Origin of the sequence: Flavobacterium saccharophilum (genome assembly GCF_900142735.1) — a bacterium.
GTDB classification, from domain to species: Bacteria; Bacteroidota; Bacteroidia; order Flavobacteriales; family Flavobacteriaceae; genus Flavobacterium; species Flavobacterium saccharophilum.
Genome location: NZ_FRBY01000003.1, coordinates 482376 through 501282, shown reverse-complemented (window position 1 = coordinate 501282; position 18907 = coordinate 482376). Strand labels below are relative to the sequence as shown.

21 protein-coding genes are annotated in these 18907 nt (G+C 32.4%); 5 read left to right on the top strand and 16 right to left on the bottom strand.

Annotation, left to right across the window (positions count from 1 at the left end; genetic code table 11):
* The first annotated feature begins 3 nt into the window (after positions 1–3).
* Together BUA98_RS12120 and BUA98_RS12115 are read left to right on the top strand one after the other, a co-directional pair.
* Complete coding sequence (locus tag BUA98_RS12120; RefSeq protein ID WP_072972821.1) at positions 4–471, top strand: nuclear transport factor 2 family protein; 468 nt, start codon at positions 4–6, stop codon at positions 469–471.
* A 175-nt stretch (positions 472–646) separates the two neighbouring features.
* Positions 647–1246 carry a hypothetical protein gene (locus BUA98_RS12115; RefSeq protein WP_072972820.1) on the top strand — a complete coding sequence of 200 codons (600 nt, stop codon included), beginning with the start codon at positions 647–649 and terminating at the stop codon, positions 1244–1246.
* Between the two features lie 59 nt (positions 1247–1305).
* Here the strand turns inward: BUA98_RS12115 and BUA98_RS22360 are convergent, their stop codons facing one another.
* The 14 genes from BUA98_RS22360 to BUA98_RS12055 all read right to left on the bottom strand — a co-directional run bounded on the left by BUA98_RS22360 (position 1306) and on the right by BUA98_RS12055 (position 10973).
* Entirely contained in the window at positions 1306–1470 is a 165-nt protein-coding gene (locus BUA98_RS22360; RefSeq protein WP_159433465.1) for a hypothetical protein, read from the bottom strand.
* A gap of 34 nt (positions 1471–1504) precedes the next feature.
* A complete protein-coding gene (locus BUA98_RS12110) occupies positions 1505–2857 on the bottom strand; it encodes a GH1 family beta-glucosidase (protein ID WP_072972818.1) in 1353 nt (450 codons plus the stop codon).
* A 239-nt stretch (positions 2858–3096) separates the two neighbouring features.
* On the bottom strand, positions 3097–3306 hold the full coding sequence (locus BUA98_RS12105; protein WP_072972817.1) for a hypothetical protein: 210 nt from the start codon (positions 3304–3306) through the stop codon (positions 3097–3099).
* Positions 3307–3317: 11 nt separating this feature from the next.
* On the bottom strand, positions 3318–3728 hold the full coding sequence (locus BUA98_RS12100) for a hypothetical protein (RefSeq protein WP_086065267.1): 411 nt from the start codon (positions 3726–3728) through the stop codon (positions 3318–3320).
* Between the two features lie 77 nt (positions 3729–3805).
* Positions 3806–4870, bottom strand: coding sequence for a type I restriction endonuclease (locus BUA98_RS12095; RefSeq protein WP_072972815.1), 1065 nt, complete (start codon positions 4868–4870; stop codon positions 3806–3808).
* Between the two features lie 11 nt (positions 4871–4881).
* A complete protein-coding gene (locus BUA98_RS12090) occupies positions 4882–5787 on the bottom strand; it encodes a hypothetical protein (protein ID WP_072972814.1) in 906 nt (301 codons plus the stop codon).
* Between the two features lie 4 nt (positions 5788–5791).
* Entirely contained in the window at positions 5792–7060 is a 1269-nt protein-coding gene (locus BUA98_RS12085) for an ABC transporter permease (RefSeq protein ID WP_072972812.1), read from the bottom strand.
* A 3-nt stretch (positions 7061–7063) separates the two neighbouring features.
* On the bottom strand, positions 7064–7459 hold the full coding sequence (locus tag BUA98_RS12080; RefSeq protein ID WP_072972810.1) for a hypothetical protein: 396 nt from the start codon (positions 7457–7459) through the stop codon (positions 7064–7066).
* A 12-nt stretch (positions 7460–7471) separates the two neighbouring features.
* Positions 7472–7804 (bottom strand): excalibur calcium-binding domain-containing protein, encoded by a 333-nt coding sequence (locus tag BUA98_RS12075; protein WP_086065265.1) that lies wholly within the window; start codon positions 7802–7804, stop codon positions 7472–7474.
* 2 nt (positions 7805–7806) lie between these two features.
* Positions 7807–8037, bottom strand: coding sequence for a DUF4236 domain-containing protein (locus BUA98_RS12070; RefSeq protein ID WP_139257011.1), 231 nt, complete (start codon positions 8035–8037; stop codon positions 7807–7809).
* A 13-nt stretch (positions 8038–8050) separates the two neighbouring features.
* Positions 8051–8209, bottom strand: a complete 159-nt coding sequence (locus tag BUA98_RS22355) for a hypothetical protein (protein ID WP_159433464.1) — start codon at positions 8207–8209, stop codon at positions 8051–8053.
* A gap of 145 nt (positions 8210–8354) precedes the next feature.
* On the bottom strand, positions 8355–9023 hold the full coding sequence (locus tag BUA98_RS12065; RefSeq protein ID WP_072972806.1) for a response regulator: 669 nt from the start codon (positions 9021–9023) through the stop codon (positions 8355–8357).
* Between the two features lie 7 nt (positions 9024–9030).
* The gene (locus tag BUA98_RS12060; RefSeq protein WP_072972805.1) at positions 9031–10731 is read right to left on the bottom strand and encodes a tetratricopeptide repeat-containing sensor histidine kinase; all 1701 of its coding nucleotides are present in this window, start codon (positions 10729–10731) and stop codon (positions 9031–9033) included.
* Positions 10732–10787: 56 nt separating this feature from the next.
* The gene (locus BUA98_RS12055) at positions 10788–10973 is read right to left on the bottom strand and encodes a hypothetical protein (protein ID WP_072972803.1); all 186 of its coding nucleotides are present in this window, start codon (positions 10971–10973) and stop codon (positions 10788–10790) included.
* Between the two features lie 311 nt (positions 10974–11284).
* On the opposite strand from BUA98_RS12055, the gene BUA98_RS12050 reads away from it, so the two are divergent.
* Positions 11285–12187, top strand: coding sequence for a hypothetical protein (locus tag BUA98_RS12050; protein ID WP_072972801.1), 903 nt, complete (start codon positions 11285–11287; stop codon positions 12185–12187).
* Between the two features lie 82 nt (positions 12188–12269).
* Here the strand turns inward: BUA98_RS12050 and BUA98_RS12045 are convergent, their stop codons facing one another.
* The gene (locus BUA98_RS12045; RefSeq protein WP_072972799.1) at positions 12270–13895 is read right to left on the bottom strand and encodes a L,D-transpeptidase family protein; all 1626 of its coding nucleotides are present in this window, start codon (positions 13893–13895) and stop codon (positions 12270–12272) included.
* A gap of 283 nt (positions 13896–14178) precedes the next feature.
* Between BUA98_RS12045 and BUA98_RS12040 the strand changes: the two genes are divergently transcribed.
* Positions 14179–14964: a bestrophin-like domain gene (locus tag BUA98_RS12040; RefSeq protein WP_072972797.1), complete on the top strand. Its 786-nt coding sequence runs from the start codon at positions 14179–14181 to the stop codon at positions 14962–14964.
* 8 nt (positions 14965–14972) lie between these two features.
* On the opposite strand, the gene BUA98_RS12035 is transcribed toward BUA98_RS12040, so the two are convergent.
* On the bottom strand, positions 14973–17603 hold the full coding sequence (locus tag BUA98_RS12035) for a glycoside hydrolase family 3 protein (protein ID WP_072972796.1): 2631 nt from the start codon (positions 17601–17603) through the stop codon (positions 14973–14975).
* 239 nt (positions 17604–17842) lie between these two features.
* On the opposite strand from BUA98_RS12035, the gene BUA98_RS12030 reads away from it, so the two are divergent.
* On the top strand, positions 17843–18889 hold the full coding sequence (locus BUA98_RS12030; RefSeq protein ID WP_072972794.1) for a LacI family DNA-binding transcriptional regulator: 1047 nt from the start codon (positions 17843–17845) through the stop codon (positions 18887–18889).
* Positions 18890–18907 lie beyond the last annotated feature (18 nt).

The following is an 18907-nucleotide window of genomic DNA, read 5'->3' as shown; positions in this document are numbered from 1 at the left end:
CATATGAAAACACATTTAAAAATATTATTTTCTATTTTATTACTTTTTTTACTAACTAACCAAATACTTGCGCAGGATACCTCAAAAGCGCATAAAGACTCACTAGATACTGTAGTGAAGAAATATTACGATTTGAACCTTAAAATATTTCAGAAAAACTCAACAATCGAAGATATTGATCGCGCTTTTGAACTTTTTACGGATGACTTTGAATATGTTCATCCAAAGTATGGTGGAACTTATACCAGACAAGATTTGTATAATGGATACGTCAGAAATCAAAAAAAAGGAGGTTATGACGGAAAAATTACAGATATAAAAATAGTAAACAAAATTATCGGCCTAAACGCAGTAGTTGTAGAAAAAAGGTTTGTTAAAAAGAAAGATGATGGTATTAAAGTTGGAGACTCAGAAATGACACTTTTCGAGTTCAAAAATGGGAAAATTTCTCGAATCTTTGAATATTGGTAATGAACTGAAGACTACATCTAAAAGCTACTACAACGGATTTGGGCAATTGTATTTCCCGAAGTATCGGGAAGAAAGTTGGTTTTGTATTTAAGGTTATGTCGCAGATCAGAATAATGGATTTAATTTAGTTTTAGACCTACTTTAGTACTTAGAGTTACTATTAATAAAATCGCATATGAAAGAAAATTGGTTGTTTATAAAAACTCCGGACCATTATGGAAAACCTGAAATAATTCAGTTTGATGATAATGTAATTGATTATTTTAACGTTGAGAAAAATGATGCCTCTTTAATAAAAATAGTAAACGAAAACAGAAACGAAAAACTAAGCGAAACGGAATATAAATTTATAAATGAAAACCGAATCAGATTTTTTAGAAATGGAAAAATTTACAAAGTTTTAAGTGATGAAAAGACAATAACAGAAGATTGTATTGTTGAAGATGATTACGAAAAACTAAACGCTACTGAAACTGAATTAACAGAAAGTGAAATTCAGAATTTAAAGTTTGAGATCAATTGGAATGGAGAAAAAATGAATGTCAGGTTCAATGAAGTTTTAGATCCGCCATATATTCAAGAAATAAACGAACGTTTAAATAAGGAAGGAAGTAGAATTATACTAGAAAAACTAAATGAAACACTATTTCTTTCACTTTATACAGATATTTATCTTGATATCCTAATTCCAATAAAATACGTAGACAGACAAAAGATTATTTTATATGGTTTCCATAAAGAACCGTATGAAATTAGCTGTCAAATAATAGAATAGAAAAACAGCTAAAATTACTAATGTGAATGGATTTGAGCAATTGGCTTAATGAAAATGGATTATAAATTAGGATCATTATTGATCTCTACTTCATCAGATTTTTTAGTGAAGTTTAGCTCTTCTTCGATCTTTTTGCGGTCTTTTTTATTTTGCTTGATTAGAAAATAAACTAATATAGCAACTCCAATTACGATTGCAGAAATGATAAGCCAATTGATTTCCATAAGATTGCTATTTTAAGTTTATCAGAATTTTTATTTAAGATAAGAAGTCGCGAAACCATAAACCGGAATGCTTGATGGTTCTTTTCTGCGTTTCAAAATCAACGTGTATTAATCCGAAACGGGCGTTGTAACCTTCTGCCCATTCAAAGTTATCGGTAAGGCTCCACACAAAATAACCTTCCACATTTAAACCATCTTCTTTGGCCTTCAGAATTTGCTCTAAATGATCCTGAATAAAGTGTGTACGTTTGATATCGTAAACTTTTCCATTGGTAACCGTGTCGGGAAAAGCAGCGCCATTCTCCGTAATTATAATTTTTCGGATGCCTTCATATGCATTAAATCTTTTTAAGATATGATATAGGGCAGGAGGATAGACTTCCCAACCCATGTCAGTGGCAATGACATTTCTCTTTTCGGCACTGATTAATTCGGCACCAATGTAGGGCGTCAATAACGAAGCTTTTACAATCTCTCTAGTATAACATTGAAGTCCGATAAAATCAAAATCAAAGGCCAGATTGTTGAGGTCATCTTCTTTGATATAATTGTTCAGTTTTTTTAGTACTGCCAAATCTTTCTGAGGATAACCCATTCCTAAAATAGGTTCTATAAAAGTTCTGTTCAGTAAAGTATCAACGCGTTTTGCGGCTTCGATATCTTTTATGTTCTGAGAGAAAGGTTCAATATGAGTACAGGAAAATGTTGTTCCGATGTTAGCATCAGCCACTTTATCTCTAAGTATTTTTCCGCCGGCAGCTGTGGCCAACGTTACATGATGCATGGCTTTTAGGTAATTGGTAATTCCTTTTTTTCCGGGAGCATGAATGCCCAGAAAATAACCCGCTCCGGTAAAAACAGAAGGTTCGTTAATAACCATCCAGTTTTTTACCCGATCACCAAAGTATTTTGCACAAACCTCGACATAGTCAGAAAACCAGGAAACCGAATCGCGATTGGTCCATCCGCCTTTTACTTCGAGTGCGTGTGGCAAATCCCAATGATAAAGTGTAACCCAGGGTTCGATACCTTGTTCGAGTAATGAATCAATGATTTTATTGTAGTAGTCAATTCCGGCCTGATTTACAGGATGCGTTCCAGTAGGCATAATTCGCGGCCAACTGATCGAAAACCTAAAATTCGGAATATTTAAGTGGCTTATGAGATTAATATCGTTTTGGTACGAATTATAAAAATCACAAGCTGTTAGGGCATGATGACCGTTTTTTACTTTCCCTTTTTGAGATGTAAAAACATCCCAGATAGAAGAACCTTTTCCGTCTGCATCATGAGCCCCTTCAATTTGGAAAGCGGCAGTAGAAACACCCCACAAAAAATCTTGTCCAAATTGGTCTTTATGTAAAAATGACTTCTCAACTTTATTCATTCAATTGACTTTCCTTATTTTTTTAGACTAATAATTTATTTTAAAGTAATAAATTTATTAGTGAAGGAAAGTAGAATGCATCGCTCTTAAAAAAAGCCATTCTTTGAATGAAACCAGAAAATTTAGATTGAAGAATTTCATAATATTTAGTTTTACTCAAATTAATAAAACTAATGTGAATTGAGCGTAATGTTAAGATTATGAAATTGTTAAGAGATTTAAGTGCGTGCTAAAAACCGTTAGTCTTCCCAGCCGCACAGCGTTAATCCGTAGCCTTGTGCCTGTGAAAGAGTTACTTTTGTTAGTACGTGTCTACAGGCGGTGAGTCCGCGGCAATTTTCATTATAATGATATTTCTTTGCTCCCGTTGGGCCGCAGATATATACTTTGGTCTCAACGGGATGAAAAGAGGTCAGGAACATAAATAAAAAGAGTAGGGTATATTTCATTGGGGCGACTTTTATTTGACGATTAATTGGTATTCATTTCCTTTTTTATCAGTTGCTTTTAGTTTTCCAAAAGAGATCCACTCGGTATTAATTTCAAGATCAGCAATAGAATCATTAATCAATATTCCGGCACCATATTTTCCGGAAACGTTAATGTTTCCGAAAACAGAATCACCAACGCTGTTTATTCCTTTTACATCATAATTATATTCATAATGTCCGGAATTCCCTGTCCTGTATTTGTATTCATAAACATCATCTACATGATAAGTTTTAGCTTCTTCAGGAGTAATAGTTTTTCTGTCGTCAGCTGTAATCACCTCCTTATAAAATGTGTTTATTTTTTGAGGAGGCGGAGCAGCTGCTTTTTTACAGGAAACTATAGTTACCAGGAAAAATGATAGTAAGTAGTTTTTTAGCATAGGCTTTTGTATAAAATATTTAATGCCTGATAAAAGTAATTGGAACTGATATTTTATAAATGCGTAGTTATACGGGATTAATTACTTTGTTCGGTTTCATATAGCGCAACGGTTTCTAGTAACTCTTTTTCAAATTGATAAATGTCATCAATACTTGAAAGAGCAGATTTTGTTTCATTCTTATTGTCATTAAAAAGGCTGATATATTTTTTGCCACCATTTAAATGAAGTCTGCATAAAGGTTTACGATTATTGTCATCTAATAAAACTCCAAAATAAGATTGCGTATCGCGATGTACTATTCGGTTAATTGGCAATTTTCGTCGTAAAATGGCAACTACAATACGATAACCGTCTAGTTCTTCATCAGTTGTATTAACCTTATTGTCTTCTTCAATAGTTGTAATTTCTTCATCCTGTTGTTTAATCGTTTCTTTAGTAAGCGCAGCATTTAGTCTGTCATTAATTTTTTCATTAATATATTGACTAACTGATTTTTGAACTAAATCTTTAAATTCATCTACGACTTTTTCCGTAAGTCTTCCAGTATAAACTTTATTCGCAAAAAGTTTAGTAAAATCGTTAGAAGGATTTTCTAATTCGGCGTTGATTTGCTTTTTAATTTCTTTGATATATTTCAGCGAACTGGCATTACTTACAATATTATCAACATTAAAATTTGTTTTATGAAATTTCGCAATTTCATTAATCGTATTTTCTTTAAGGCTGGTAATATCAAATTCCAAAAATGGTTTTTCATCCATTTTATTCTGATCATCCAAATCAGTAAAAAATTGATACGTAATTCCATTTGTTAATAATGCGAATCTTGTTTTAGTAACATGGAAATATCGAAATAATTGCGAATTATGAACGGTCAATTTTTCTTTCCAACTTTTGCATTCAACAATAATGATGGGATCGCCATTTTGAAAAATTGCATAATCTACTTTTTCTCCTTTTTTGAGTCCCAAATCAGCTGTAAATTCTGGAACAACTTCTAGTGGATTAAAAGCGTCATATCCTAAAATATGAATGAATGGTAAAACAAAAGCATGCTTGGTAGACTCTTCAGTCTCAATTTTGCTTTTAAGCTGTGTAATTTTGTCAGCCAGTGATTTAAGTTGAATATTGATTTCCATAATAGTAAAATTTAGATTTGTTGTTTTTTTAATATAAAGTCATTGATGATTTTGTCCATATTCGATGGTAAATCGGCATTTTTAATTTCAAAATGTTTTATGTTCATTTCGGCAAACCATTTAGTCCAATATGCTTTTATTATTTTTTCTTCGTATGGATTGCTTTTACTTGGGTTTATTCCTAAGACTAAAACTTCGAGATTAGATAAATCACTATTTATTTTAATGAATCCAAAATCCTGATCTTTTATTTTCTTTTCCCAATCCTGAGTGTTTAAACCATTTTTGCGAATAAGTTCCGGAGTAATATAAGTACTTCTATTTTTTTCTTTTATTAAAGTACCATCATAATATATATAGCCATCAGTAAGAACAATAAGTATATTTCGATATCCATTTTCAATACATTGATCTTTTACTTTATTGTCGAAAAAGCTCCAAATATCAGACCCTATATAATTATCATCTTTTATCGCTGAGGTGTAAATTTTGGAAGTTTGTGCGGTATAATTTGCATTTATAGAGTTTAGAAAACCTTTTGATGCATTATTTTTATCAATGACAATTCTTAGATCTTTAGAGATTGAATTAATTTTTGGATCTAAAGGTTCCGGATTAAAAAACAATTGCATTTTGTCATCAATTTGCCTTATCCTTTTTTCTTTTAAATGCTGTGTAAAAGTTTCAGAAACTGATTTTATATAACCCAAATCTCTTTGAAAATATTCCATCGTTGGATTTGGATTTTTTTTAAGGCTAATTCTATCTGATAAATCGATTAGGATGCTGAGGTTGTAATTTTCTGCTCCATAGTTTTTAATGGAAATTTCGTTCTCATATTTATGAGTATCTTGTTTGCATGAAAAAATAGAAACTAATAATACAGCCATTAGTATTGTTTTGAAAATATTTTTCATCGTACTAGTTTTTAGAGTATACTAAATGTTGAAAGTCGGGGTCAACTAAATTCAGTTTACCAAGGTGCTCTTCGGATAAGTCTTCGCAACCTTCCAACAATTCTACTTTTTCTTTGTGTGGTAAAGCTATTTCAGTGTTAATTGCCTGGAACCAACCTTCTTTATACTGGTGATGATAATGAAGATATTCTTTGACAGGAAAAACAAAGCCATCAATTTTAGACTGTAATTCTGAAATTTTTCCATTGATAGTAATCACCTGTTGTTTAAAATCATTGATTTTAGCAATAACATCAACCTTCACTTTATTTAAGTCTATTTGTTTTTCTTTTTTACCTCTTATGAAAGCCCTGATTTTATCAATGTTTTCAAATTCTTTCATTACAAAATCAAAAACAAGTCCCCAAATAATATAAACTACAAATCCTGCGAATATGATCATCCAAAATTCAGCTTCGCCTAATGCAATATTTAAATTGTAAGGAGCAGAATCTGTTGTTTTGTTAAACTCGTAAATCTTTTTTTCAATTTGATACGCCAAAAGAGCATCAAATAAAAATGTTGTTACAAATAATCCAATTATTCTAAAGATGTTCTTAATACCTTTTTCTTTTTGAACCATATGAATTACATAACCTAATCCCATAAATACAAACGGAATCGTAATCACTAAAACACCTTCAAGCCAACTTGCTTTAAAAGAATTTGTTAAAGCATCTGCATCAAAAATGGCAGCTGTCAAACTATCATTTGCAAATTCCTTGAAAAAAGCAGAATACGACGCCGAAATATAAAAGACTAATAAATAAAGAGTTATTGGGAATAATAAAAATAAACCAATATAAAATTGTGCTTTTAAGCCTTTACCATCTTCAATACCGTATTTATCAGGATTACGTTTGACTTCGATAATATCATTTTTTATTTGGTCAATTTCATCATTAATATCCTGTTCTTTCTTTTCGAAAATTCCTATTGCGGCTTCAGATTTTTTAAGTTCCGTTCTGTTTTTTTCCTGCTCTTCACGATAAGGCTGCTTTAAGCGATCTTGCTCAAGTTTTTGCTTGCGGCATTGATCTTCAAAACTCATATAGAGATTCTGTAAACATGCTTTTAAAACAATTGGTTTCCCAGTTGCTTTTACTGATGCAGCAAAACCACTTTGATAATAGGTTATTCTTATTTGTTCTCTATCTTCTTCATTGTCATCAAAAGTTTTGACAGGAGAATCTTCAGCTTTTTTTATACTGAATAATTGGGTAAGTGATTTCATAACTTAAGAATTTAATTGACTAATAATTTCTTCTTTCTGAATGTCTTTTTGAACACAATCGATGAGGTAAGAAGAAAGTTCATTTATGTTTTCATCCAAAAAATTGAATTTCCTACAATACTTTTTAAGCATGTTTAATTCGTCATCTGTAATTTTTCCATCGGCCCAAATGATTCTTGTAAAATCATATAAATATTCTATTCGGGTATTTAATTCTTCAGGAATAATAAGCTCTGTATTAATTGGATTTAGAAAAAGTTTATCCAGTTCTTCTCTTGGAATTCCTCTTTCATCGGCAAAATGATACATCATTTGCAGTTCTAATACATCAAATTGATCATCCGATAATGCCATTTGATATAATCTTAGGAAGTGACTTTTTAGTTCTAGTGTTATCATTGTTTTAGATTTTTATTTGCCTAAATTTTCGCATGCTATTCCGTCTCCATCAGAATCCAAATTTTTATAGCATTTTTTGTTGTTGTTGTAAGTTGATTGTGCTGCAGCTTGAGATGAAAAATCGCCGCAGGTTTTGGTCGGGCAATTTGAGTTTGAAGTGTTGCTTGATCCATTTGATGTATCTGAAGATTCTGAGCAAGAAATTACAGATCCTATTAATAGTGATAATAAAAAAATAAGTATACATCCGCTATTTTTCTTTGTAAAAGATCTTGACCTTGTATTAGCGAAATGCCCTTGAACATAAGTTCCATCTTTTTTATAATATCCTTTTCTATATCCCATGATTATAAATGTTTTAGTGTGAAAATTAAAAATGTTATGATTCCTGTAAAGGCAAACAATACAATACAGCCGCTATTTTGGTATCTCAATCCAGATATACCTGTTTTTACAGAATAACCGTTTTTGCTAAATGTTCCCATTTTTGTTCTTAAACTTGGAGAAATTCCGGATTTACTAATATTTAATCCAAGTCCTCCTCCAAGTGTAATTCTCTTTTGAAATCGAAATCCCATGATTTTAGAAATGTTATTTTCTTTTTTTATAGTGGTTATGGGTACTCGAATTTTTGTACTTTCCTCCTTTATGAGAACTTCCTTTTCCATTTTTATAATGACCACTTTGTGCTTCAATACTACCTCCCAGAACCAGGAAGAACAGACTAAATAAAACGACTAATTTTTTCATAATTTTGATTTTAATTTGATTTATAATCCAAACTTAAACCTATTTAAAACCAGTATTTTACGGAAATCCATAATCTCTAAATTATTAATTTTCAGAAATAAAAAAAGCCCCCGAAGGAGCTTTGTAAATTATATAGCGGCTGAGGTTAAATAATCCCCAGATCTTTTGCAATAAAAACCAATTGTACGGTATTGTTTGCTTTGAAAAAATCTTTTAATTTAGAAAGTCTTTTTTCCATGGCACTTTTACTGTTGGGTTTTATACCCAAGTCCTTAAAGATTTGTATGATTTCATCCTGCGGTGTTCCTGATGATAAATGTTTTAAAATCTGAATATCTAAATCATCTATTTCAAAATTGTTTTTCTCCTGAAGTGCAGAAGCAACTTCAGGCGAAATAAATTTTTGATCTGAAGTTGAGGTAATATGAATAGCTTTTTTCAATTCCTCAATGCTATTCAGGCCTTTTAATACAAATGCATCAATTTCGGCATTATCAAAAAGTGATTTAATTCGGTAATTTTTATCTTCAACAGAGTAGGCGATGATTTTGATGTCAGGCTGTAACTCCCGAACTTTCTGAACCAGTTCGTCACCATTAGCAATTTTTACTTCCCGATGATTTGTCTTGAAGGAAAGATCGCTGATCAATAAATCATACGGTTCATTTTTCTGAATAGCCGCGCGTATTTTAAGAAAAGCATCATCGCAATATTTTGAATGTTGAAAATCAACAATATCTAAATCTTTTAAGACTTGCTCGATTCCTAAACTGATAGCATCCAGATCTTCGGCTATTATTACTTTTTTAAACATAAGGCATTTATTTAGGCATGGATATTTTTACTTTGAATCCTTTTTCTGGTTCAGAGTCAAAAGTAATAGTTCCTTTTATGGCCAGAATACGGTTTTCCATATTTTGTAAGCCATTTTTGATAATTTTATCTTTGGGGCAGCCTTTTCCATTATCTGTATAATTGATTTCGATTGTATTTGCAGTACTTTCAAACTTTAACACTACTATTGAAGCTTCGCTGTGTTTTTTCATATTAACCATTAATTCCTGCAATACTCTATGAATGGTAATTTTTTTAATTTCATCAATAGTATCCCAATTTACTTTTTCAATGTTATTTATAATGACATTTGTGTTATCACTATTATAAGTAGAGAGCATTTCTTTTAAATGAATGGAATAATTTGTTCCGGTTTCAATTGTATTGTTTTCTCTTGAAATTCCGCGAACACGAGTGTAAATATGATTGAGTTTTTGTAGTAAAGTTTCTTTTATATCTTCTTTTGTTAATGATTGTGTCTGTGCAAAAGTGATGGCATAAAAAACATCGTTGGCGAGTTCGTCATGAATATCCTTTGCAATTCGGGTTTCGGTATCGTATGATGTTTTTATTTTGTCAATTCGGCTTCTATTTTTGTAATATCGTACGAGAATGACTATTACAATAATCAAAAAGATAATCCCAATTCCAGCCACTATTTTTTGGTATTTAGCTTCCTGAAGTGATAACAAATTTTCGGCTTTTTCTAAGCGAAGTTTCTGATTTTCGTCTTTCTCTTTTTTTGAATCGTATTTAATTTTGGCAAATTTATTTTTGAAGTTGTTTCTGATTTTGATTATACTGTCGTTTAAGCTAACATATTTTTGAGCATATATTGTATTATTAAGGGAATTGTTTGTCATTAAAAATGATAAGGCTTCCAATCGTTCATCAACGCTATTAAGCTTTGTAGCAATTTGGTAAGCTAATTGAGCATATTCATTAGACTTTTTAGAATCGGCTTTGGAATAATATTCAGCTAGATGTAAACAACTTTGAATATGACCGTACGAATCTTCAAGTTGAGTTCTTAATTCAAGACCTTGATTCATGAACAAAAATCCTTTTTCATATAAACCTTTTTTAAAATAAGCATAGCCTAAATTATCTAAAACTCTTCCCTTACTTTTTTGTGATCTTATTTCAGATGTTTTTTTGTTTAGAATTGATTGTAAGAGAGAAATAGCTTTGTCGTACTTTTTTTGTTTTATATATACAACAGCAATATTATTTATTGGAGCTTGTTTTGCCGACTGGTCTTTAGAATTTTTAATCGCTTCTTTATAATAAAAAATAGCATCATCATAAATAGAGAGTTCTTTATCTGCAATACCGAAAAAGTTATTAACTGCAGTTAGATAATTTTTGTCATTTGTAATGTAGGGTAATGCCTCTGTCAATGTCTCTTTACTTCCATAATAATCACCATTTACTTGCTGAATATTTCCCATTTGAATTAAACTGAAGGCAATATTGCTACTGTCTTTTAATTTTTCAAAAACAATTTTAGATTTATTAAAATAATAAAAGGAACTGTCGTAATTGTTTTTCTGAAAATAGGAAATTGCCTTTTCTTGTAAAATTGAAGCTTCTTTTTTGTTTGGATTTGGTTTAATTGCACTAGTTTTTTTTTCTTTACAAGAAAGAAAAAGAAGTATAATTAAAACAAAAAAAGGGGATCGTAGCATAAAAGTTACTTTCCCCGAATTTAGTAATTAATTACAGATTATGAATTTTTAATTAATCATTTTTTAGGCGGATCAATAATCACAGGGTCATCATCTGGACCAGCATATGATGGAGTCGCAGGATTAATTTCCTTTTTTACCTCCGTTGCAGACTTGTTATCTGATGTTTCATCATCATTTGTACAAGAGAAAATTGTAAGACTCAATAGCGCGCACGCTCCCAATGTAAATAGTGTTTTCATTTTTTTTATGATTTAAAATTTAGATAAAGGGCATTGCCGTTCAGAATGGTTCTGAGTTTTGTTATAGCAACACCAAATTGCTTGGGAAGTGAAGTATGTAGAACAGTAAGATTTTATTTATACTTCCCGGATAAACTCCGTCTTACGGTTTTCCATACTTTTTAAGTGAACTAGTTTTGTACATTTGTCCTTATCGCGAATAGAACAGCAACTAATTTCTGATACAAAGGAAGTACGTTTATAAGCCTGCATTGCTAAGTAATTCCGGTATTTCCGATCATTCCGATATTTCCAATAATTCCGTATAGCTTATGAATAACTTTACTATTGAAGATTATAAAACAGCCATTAGAGCTAAGTATAAAATTGCTATTAGAGAAGATGTGTCTGGTGTTTTATCAGATCCAACTCCGGCGCAATTGAGAGATTTTTATCTTAGACTTTTGGAGAGAGGCCTGAGTAAAATTGATGAAGAAATTATAAAAATGTTTTTTGAAGCCAATGAAAGCTTGTCATTAAAAAAAACAATTGGGAATTGTAATATTGGAAAATTGAAACCTATAATTTCTTTTTTAGAAGGTGGCAATACAGATAATAAATCTAGAATTGAAATGGCTGCAATTTTAGTTAATTTCAAGCCACGACCTTTTAGAAAATTTCAAGAAGAGGAAGATAATTTTGAAGATGATAACTCAAATAAGGATTCGAATAAATCAGAATCAATTATTATTGAAAATGAGAGCGGAATGGAAGAAAATGAAAACAAAAACGAAGCTAATTTTGAAAATATTCAAACAGCTAAAAAAACTTCTGTTTATAAATTTCCAAATCGATTTAATAAAAAATTAAAGTTGACTGCTGCTGGCATTTTAATTGTCTTTTGTTTAGGATTTGGAATCAGTTATTATGTTTTTCCAAAAGAACAATGCATGCAATGGTCGAATGATCATTTCGAAAAAGTAGATTGTGATGTGAAAACTGGAAAAATAGAACGATTTGATGAAAGTAAGTTTGGACTTAAAAAAATAAAAGTCTACGATACGACAAGCTGCTTTATAAATGGCGAAGCAGTTGTTTGGTATGCCAAAATTAGCAGTGATAAAGCAGATTTCTTTAATACGCACGGAAGACATCCTGAAAATAATAAGCCATTAAGACCAGTAACTGATTATATCAAAAAAAGATACGCAGAAAAAAGTGTTTACAAAAAATAAAAAAACCTCCAGAAATATCATTCAAGGAGGTTTATTCTCTATACTCTTTATTCTTTACTCTACATTCTATACTCTAAAAAAATCAATTATTAGCTGTCTTATACCCCGTATCCAAAGGAAATAGCAAGCTGTTAAGTTTAACATCACGTTCATAAACGTCAGGAAAAAATCCAATATCACCTTCTTTACTTACCCAGGCAGTGAAATAACCTATATAGATTGGGATTTTTTTAGTTAGCTTGAAAGGTGTTTCTTTTTCGCCACTCATCGCTGCATTAATTTTATCGAGAGTCCAGTCAGGATAGTCTTTCATCATCGAAACAGCAAGATCTTTTGCTTTTTCAACATTGATACAGCCGTGACTGAAGATGCGTTTTTCAAAACCAAACAAGGTTTTAGAAGGGGAGTCGTGCATGTAAATATCGTTTGGATTTGGAAACATAAATTTCACAAGTCCCAAAGCGTTTTCCGGACCGGGCTTTTGTCTTACGTTTCCGCCATTCCATTCCATATTATGATCCGCCAGATAATTTTTGTCTTCCGCAATTTTTAACTGTAATTCATTTTTAATGATACTTGACGGAACATACCAATACGGACTAAAAACAATGCGATCGATCTGTCCGCTAAAGATGACGGTTTTGGTTAATGGAGTACCGATGAAAACTTTAGATACAACATCGTAATTTCCATTTCGGACAAAATATAGCCTGAACGACGGAATGTTAACCATCACATATTCTTCCTGGTTTTCTAATGTTGGCGGAATCCATCGACAACGCTCCATATTGAGCATCAAAGTTTTGATACGATCACTTACCGGCTCATTCATTTGATTAATATGCTCTTTGTTAATAATATAATTTGGAGTGAGTACATGGCGAAGTTTGTATTTCATTACACCATCCATTAATTCCTGATCATAAAAATTACTTTTAGAATCCTGTGCCAAGTCACCAATCACAAAAAGTCGTGTTCTAATGTCCTGAATCGTAACTCCGGTATCATCTGGTCTTAAGTCTTTGTATGGATTTGGCATTGTAATGGTTTTCCAGGTATTGTTTTTTTCAATTTCCCTGTATTTTTTTAAAACATTCTGAAGTTTGTAATATTGACTAAAAAGAATATGATTATTTTCATCCAATAAATTGGGATTGGTAACAATAGAATCTAATAAGGTCTCATAAGAAAGTTTTTTCTTTGGCAAATACCATTCTATTTTATTTTGTTCAGCGGCATCCATTCCCTGAAAAACATGTTTTGCATAAAGAATATACATGGAACTCAATAAAAGCTCAGTATCAGAATCTGAAATCTTTTCAGTCAAATCTTCATCAAAAACCTTATCTATTTTATCTTTATACGGAATTCTGACCTGAACACCTTGTTCGTAAGTAGAGTTCAGTTTTTGATACATTAGATGTCCAAATTCGTTGATGTCATTGCCCTCGTACCAGATTGTTTTATATGATCTGTCTTTGTAAAGCGTTGAAACATCTTTTTGATACTCTTTTAATTGAGAATACTTTTTAAAAAAAGCCAACACAGTTGCATCGTCGATAATGGGGGCTGCGTAATTATCAAAAGAAGGAGCAGGAATAAAAAAAGTAGTTTTCTTATTTTCAGAAAGAGTTTTATCCTTTGAAAATCCAAAGGAAGAAACAGTAAGGCAGGAAATTAAAAAGATTGTCAGAGTAAAATTTTTCATTTTTTTTCATTTTACGTTACTACTATTTGCCAAAAGGTCAATGTAGGTTGAGGTAATAAAAAAAATGATTTGGGGAAATCGTATAGAATGCAAATTTCTATAATCAAATTTAGAAAAAAAATCTTATTATTTTTCCTTTTTCTCTGAGAATAATATTTGATTTAATTTTAAATAGAAAAGAGAAAAAAATAGGTTGTAATATTTTGAAAGTCAATAGTTTTAGGATTGCGAAATAAAGATTATATTTGATTAGCCAGATTTATTATCCAAATACGAAAGAACCATGATAAATGTAAGTTTTTTTGAGCTTTTAGGAATGTTTCTTATTCCTTTCTTCAGTATTTTAATCCCCATTCTTGCAGGTCAGTATTACGGTTTATTTGTAAAGAGTAAATCCGGAAAAGTAAACGATTCTCCAGTCGGATCAGTAGTTGGAGCGGCACTGGGACTTTTGGCTTTCATGCTGGCTTTTACATTTCAGATTGTAGACAATCGCTATAATAACAGAAAAGAGCTTTTGCTGGAAGAAGTGACCATAATCAGAAAGGCGTATCTTCAATCCGGATTAATACCGGAACCCTATCGTTCTTCTTCCCGAAATCTTTTAAAAGAATATACAGATTTGCGTGTTAGTCTTTTTAAAGATCTTTCAGTAAAAAAGATAGAAAATCTAAAGGAAAGATCACAAAGTATCCTTGATTCGCTTTGGAGCTATTCTGAAGCTCTGGCAGCGCAAGATCGCAGTTCTGAAGCGTATTCACTTTATACCGGTTCAGTAAACGAACTCGTTGACAATTATAATAAACGCGTCACTTTTACTTTCGAATACCGACTGCCTGCTACCATTTTATGGGTACTGTTTATAATAACTTTATTTACGATGCTCATTCTGGGCTATCAATTTGGAATTTCAGGTAAAAAGAATCATGTTTTAGCGGTTTTTATTTCCATTATTTTTTCTTCGGTAATGTTTCTGATTTTAGCTTTAGATCGCCCGGAGACGGGAATAATGCAATTAAATCAGGCTCCGATGGAAACGCTTTATAAACAGCTTCATAGTAAAAAATAGCTTTGTCTTTATTGAATCAAAAGACTTTTAGTTAAAACATTACCACTTGTTTTATTAGCTTCATCTGGCTGATGACCGCCAATGGCAATTTTAATTTCGCCATTATATTCCTGCGAAATACCTTCATTGGTAATATGCGATAAATCTTCGGGAGAAAGTGTAAAAGTTATGATTTTGCTTTCGCCTGATTTAAGATTGATTCGTTCAAAACCTTTCAAAGTTTTCAAAGGTGCTTTGATGGTTTTGTTTTGATTGATGAGGTATAACTGCGCTACTTCTTCGCCGTTCATTTTTCCTGTATTCGTAATGCGTACAGAAACAGAAACGCTTTTTCCTTTGCTAATTTTTGATGGCATTTTCAATTGATCATATTTAAAAGAAGTATAACTCAAACCATATCCAAAACCATAAAGTGGCTTGCCTTCAAAATAGCGATACGTTCTGTTGTCCATTTTATAATCTACAAATTCAGGTAAGTCTGAATCGCCTTTGTAAAAAGTAATTGGCAATCTTCCGGCAGGATTATAATCTCCAAAAAGAATATCCGCAACCGCAGTTCCGGCTGCCTGTCCGCCATACCATGCATTTACGATCGCAGGAATATTTTGAGCTTCCCACGGAATAGCGATTGCGCTTCCGGTCATCATCACAAAAACAACCGGTTTTCCAGTCGTTTTGAGTGCTTTCATCAAATCAGTTTGTACCGCTGGTAATAAGATGGAAGTACGATCCCCGCCTTTAAATCCCGGGAAATTCACTTTCATTTCTTCGCCTTCTAGTTGAGGTGAAATTCCACCAGCAAACACAAAAGCATCAACATCTTTTAAACGATTAACAAGCGCTGTAAAATCAGTTTTTTTATAATTTCCTGCATTCAGGGCAACATTTCCTTTTCCTTCTCCCTGCCAATATTCAACTACTAAATTATAAACCGTTCCTTTTGTTGTTTTTAATTGAAAAGTTTGTCCGCCCCAGCGATTCTTTTTCCAGGCATTTAGTTCTTCTTTTCCATTCACAAGAAAACGGTAACCGTCATCAGCAGCAAGTTCAAAAGTAATGCTGCCATCTTCAATTGCAGTGAAATTTGTTGTGTAACGGGCAGAAAAATTATTGGCTTTGATGTTTTGAACAACCGCTTCACCTTCCTGCCAAAAATGATTTAATTTGGGTTCAGTTCTTGTAATTTCCGGTTTCCCTGAAAGTTCGGTGTTGCTAAAATATTCGGCTTTAAAACCTTGTTTTCCTTCAAAAGTATATTGGTTTTTGACATCAGAATATACTAATAAAGTATCATTTGTAAAGTTGATGGCTTGCTCATAAATCACTTCGGTATTGGCACCTAATTTCTCTTTAATGCCTTGTAATACTGTGGTTAATTTGGATGGAGTTCCGTTGTAATTTCCTAGAATAGAAATCGAATTATCTGCGTTTGGACCCAGAACTGCAATCTTCTTTATTTTTTTACTCAGAGGTAAAGTATTGTTTTCATTTCTAAGCAAAACCATAGATTGTTGTGCCATTTTTAAGGCATGTTCCTGATGTGCCGGACTTTCTAAAACAGAAGCTGGAGTTTGAGCATATTTTACCATTTCGACAGGATCAAACATTCCCAATCTGAAACGAATCATAAAAAGACGTTTTACCGAAATATCAATTTGTGATTCCGGTATTTTTCCGGTTTTCACCGCTTGTACCAAAGCTTTGTAGGCATCCGTTCCGCAGTCAATATCCGTTCCGTGGAAAACGGCATCAGCTGAAGCAGACGCAGCATCCGGATGTGTTTTATGATTTTTGAAGAAATCATCAATCGCCCAACAATCTGACGTTACGTAACCATCAAATTTCCATTGATTGCGCAAAATATCCGTCATCAAGATATCGCTGGCACAACAAGGTTGAGTTCTAAAAGCATTGTAGGCACACATTACGCCGGCAACTTTAGATTCGGTTATCAGTTTTTTAAAGGCAGGTAAATACGTATCCCAAAGTTCGTACGGCGTTACATCAACATCAAAAGTATGGCGCAAAGGTTCCGGGCCGCTGTGAACCGCATAATGTTTCGCACAGGCTGCGGCTTTTAAATATTTAGGATCATCGCCCTGAAGACCTTTAACAAAAAAGTCCCCTAAAGCAGCAGTCAAAAAAGGATCTTCACCATACGTTTCCTGTCCGCGTCCCCAGCGAGGATCACGAAAAATATTAATATTGGGTGTCCAATAGGTAAGTCCAAGATAACGTTCGTTTGTTCGGCCTGATTCAACCGCTTTATTGTAAATCGCTCTTCCTTCTAAAGCAGAATAATCAGCCATTGTAAAAAGGGAATTTTTATCAAAAGTAGCCGCCATAGCAATAGCCTGAGGGTAAACGGTAGTTTTAAAAGGAGTTCTTGCAACGCCATGAAGTGTTTCATTCCACCAGTCATAAGCGGGAATGCTCAATCTCGGAATAGCAGGTGAAGAATTCAGCATTTGAGATACTTTTTCTTCCAGTGTTAAATGGCTTACCAAATCATTTACACGCTCTTCAAAACTTAAATTTGAGTTCTGAAAAATATATTTTTCTACGGTTGTTTGCGCATTAGAATGAATTGAAATGCATAAAATTATAATAGTTTGAAAGAAGAAGAATGATTTTTTCATAAGATGTTTATTAATAGATTAATAACTATAATTTCGTACCATAAAATTATTTCGCAACCGATTGTGTAAAGAAAGAAAAATAATTTAATTTTGACAAAGAATAGTAGACAAAATTCTATATATGGTTTTTAGAAAGGTTTTCTGTAGAGAAGTCCTTGTTTTTATTTTAGGATCATTTAATATCCATTTATTGGTTGATCTAAAATATATTTTATCAATTGTTTAGTATTTAAATTTTTATGGAAGAGAGCAAAGACGTTACCATTTATGATATTGCTGAACGAATGAATCTTGCCACTTCGACAATTTCAAGAGCTTTAAAAGATCATCCTGCTATAAGCGATAAAACCATAAAAAAAGTAAAGAAAGTCGCTGAAGAAATGGGTTTTCGGCCTAATATTTTAGCAGCAGGTTTAAGGGGAAATTCAACCAAAATTATTGGAGTTTTAGTAACCCGAATTAACAGGCCTTTTATCTCATCTTTAATTAGTGGTATTGAAGAGATTGCCCAAAAGGAAGGATATAGTATTATGATCACACAAAGCCATGATTCTTATGAGGCTGAAGTTAATTTGTCAAAAGCACTTTATGATAGCCGGGTTTGTGGTGTAATTTGTTCCCTGGCAATGGATACGCGCGATACTTCTCATTTTCAGAAATTTATAGATAAGAGTATTCCATTGGTTTTTGTAGACAGGGTACCAAAGGATTTTAGTACGTATCGCGTTATGATCGATAACTATTCTGCAGGTTATAAAGCGACAAAACATTTGATTGATCAGGGCTGTGTACGGATTGCACACATTACAGGTTCGCCATACAGAAACACTTATAGTGAGCGAAGAAGAGGTTATACCGATGCTTTATTAGAAGCTAATCTGACTGTTAATGAGGAGCTAATCATCGAAACTGCTTTGACTTATGAAGAAGGAGAAACGGCCGCTACAATCTTATTTGATCTGCCAAATCGACCAGATGGAATTTTTGTTGTGAATGACACAGCGGCTGTTGGTGTGATTCAGATTGCTAAAAAACGAGGCTTAAAAATCCCTCATGATATTGCTATTATTGGTTTTAATGATGACCCAATAGCATCTATAATTGACCCGGGATTAACTACTATTTCACATCCTGCCGTAAAAATGGGACAGACAGCAGCCAGGAAAATTTTAAGTCACATAAAGACAGGTAAAAAGAGTGATGAGGTTCTTAAAAAAGATAGTATTACTGAAGTTACTTTTCTAAATACCCAGGTTTTGGTTCGGGCATCTTCGAAGAGAAAATAAATTACCTGGATATAAATT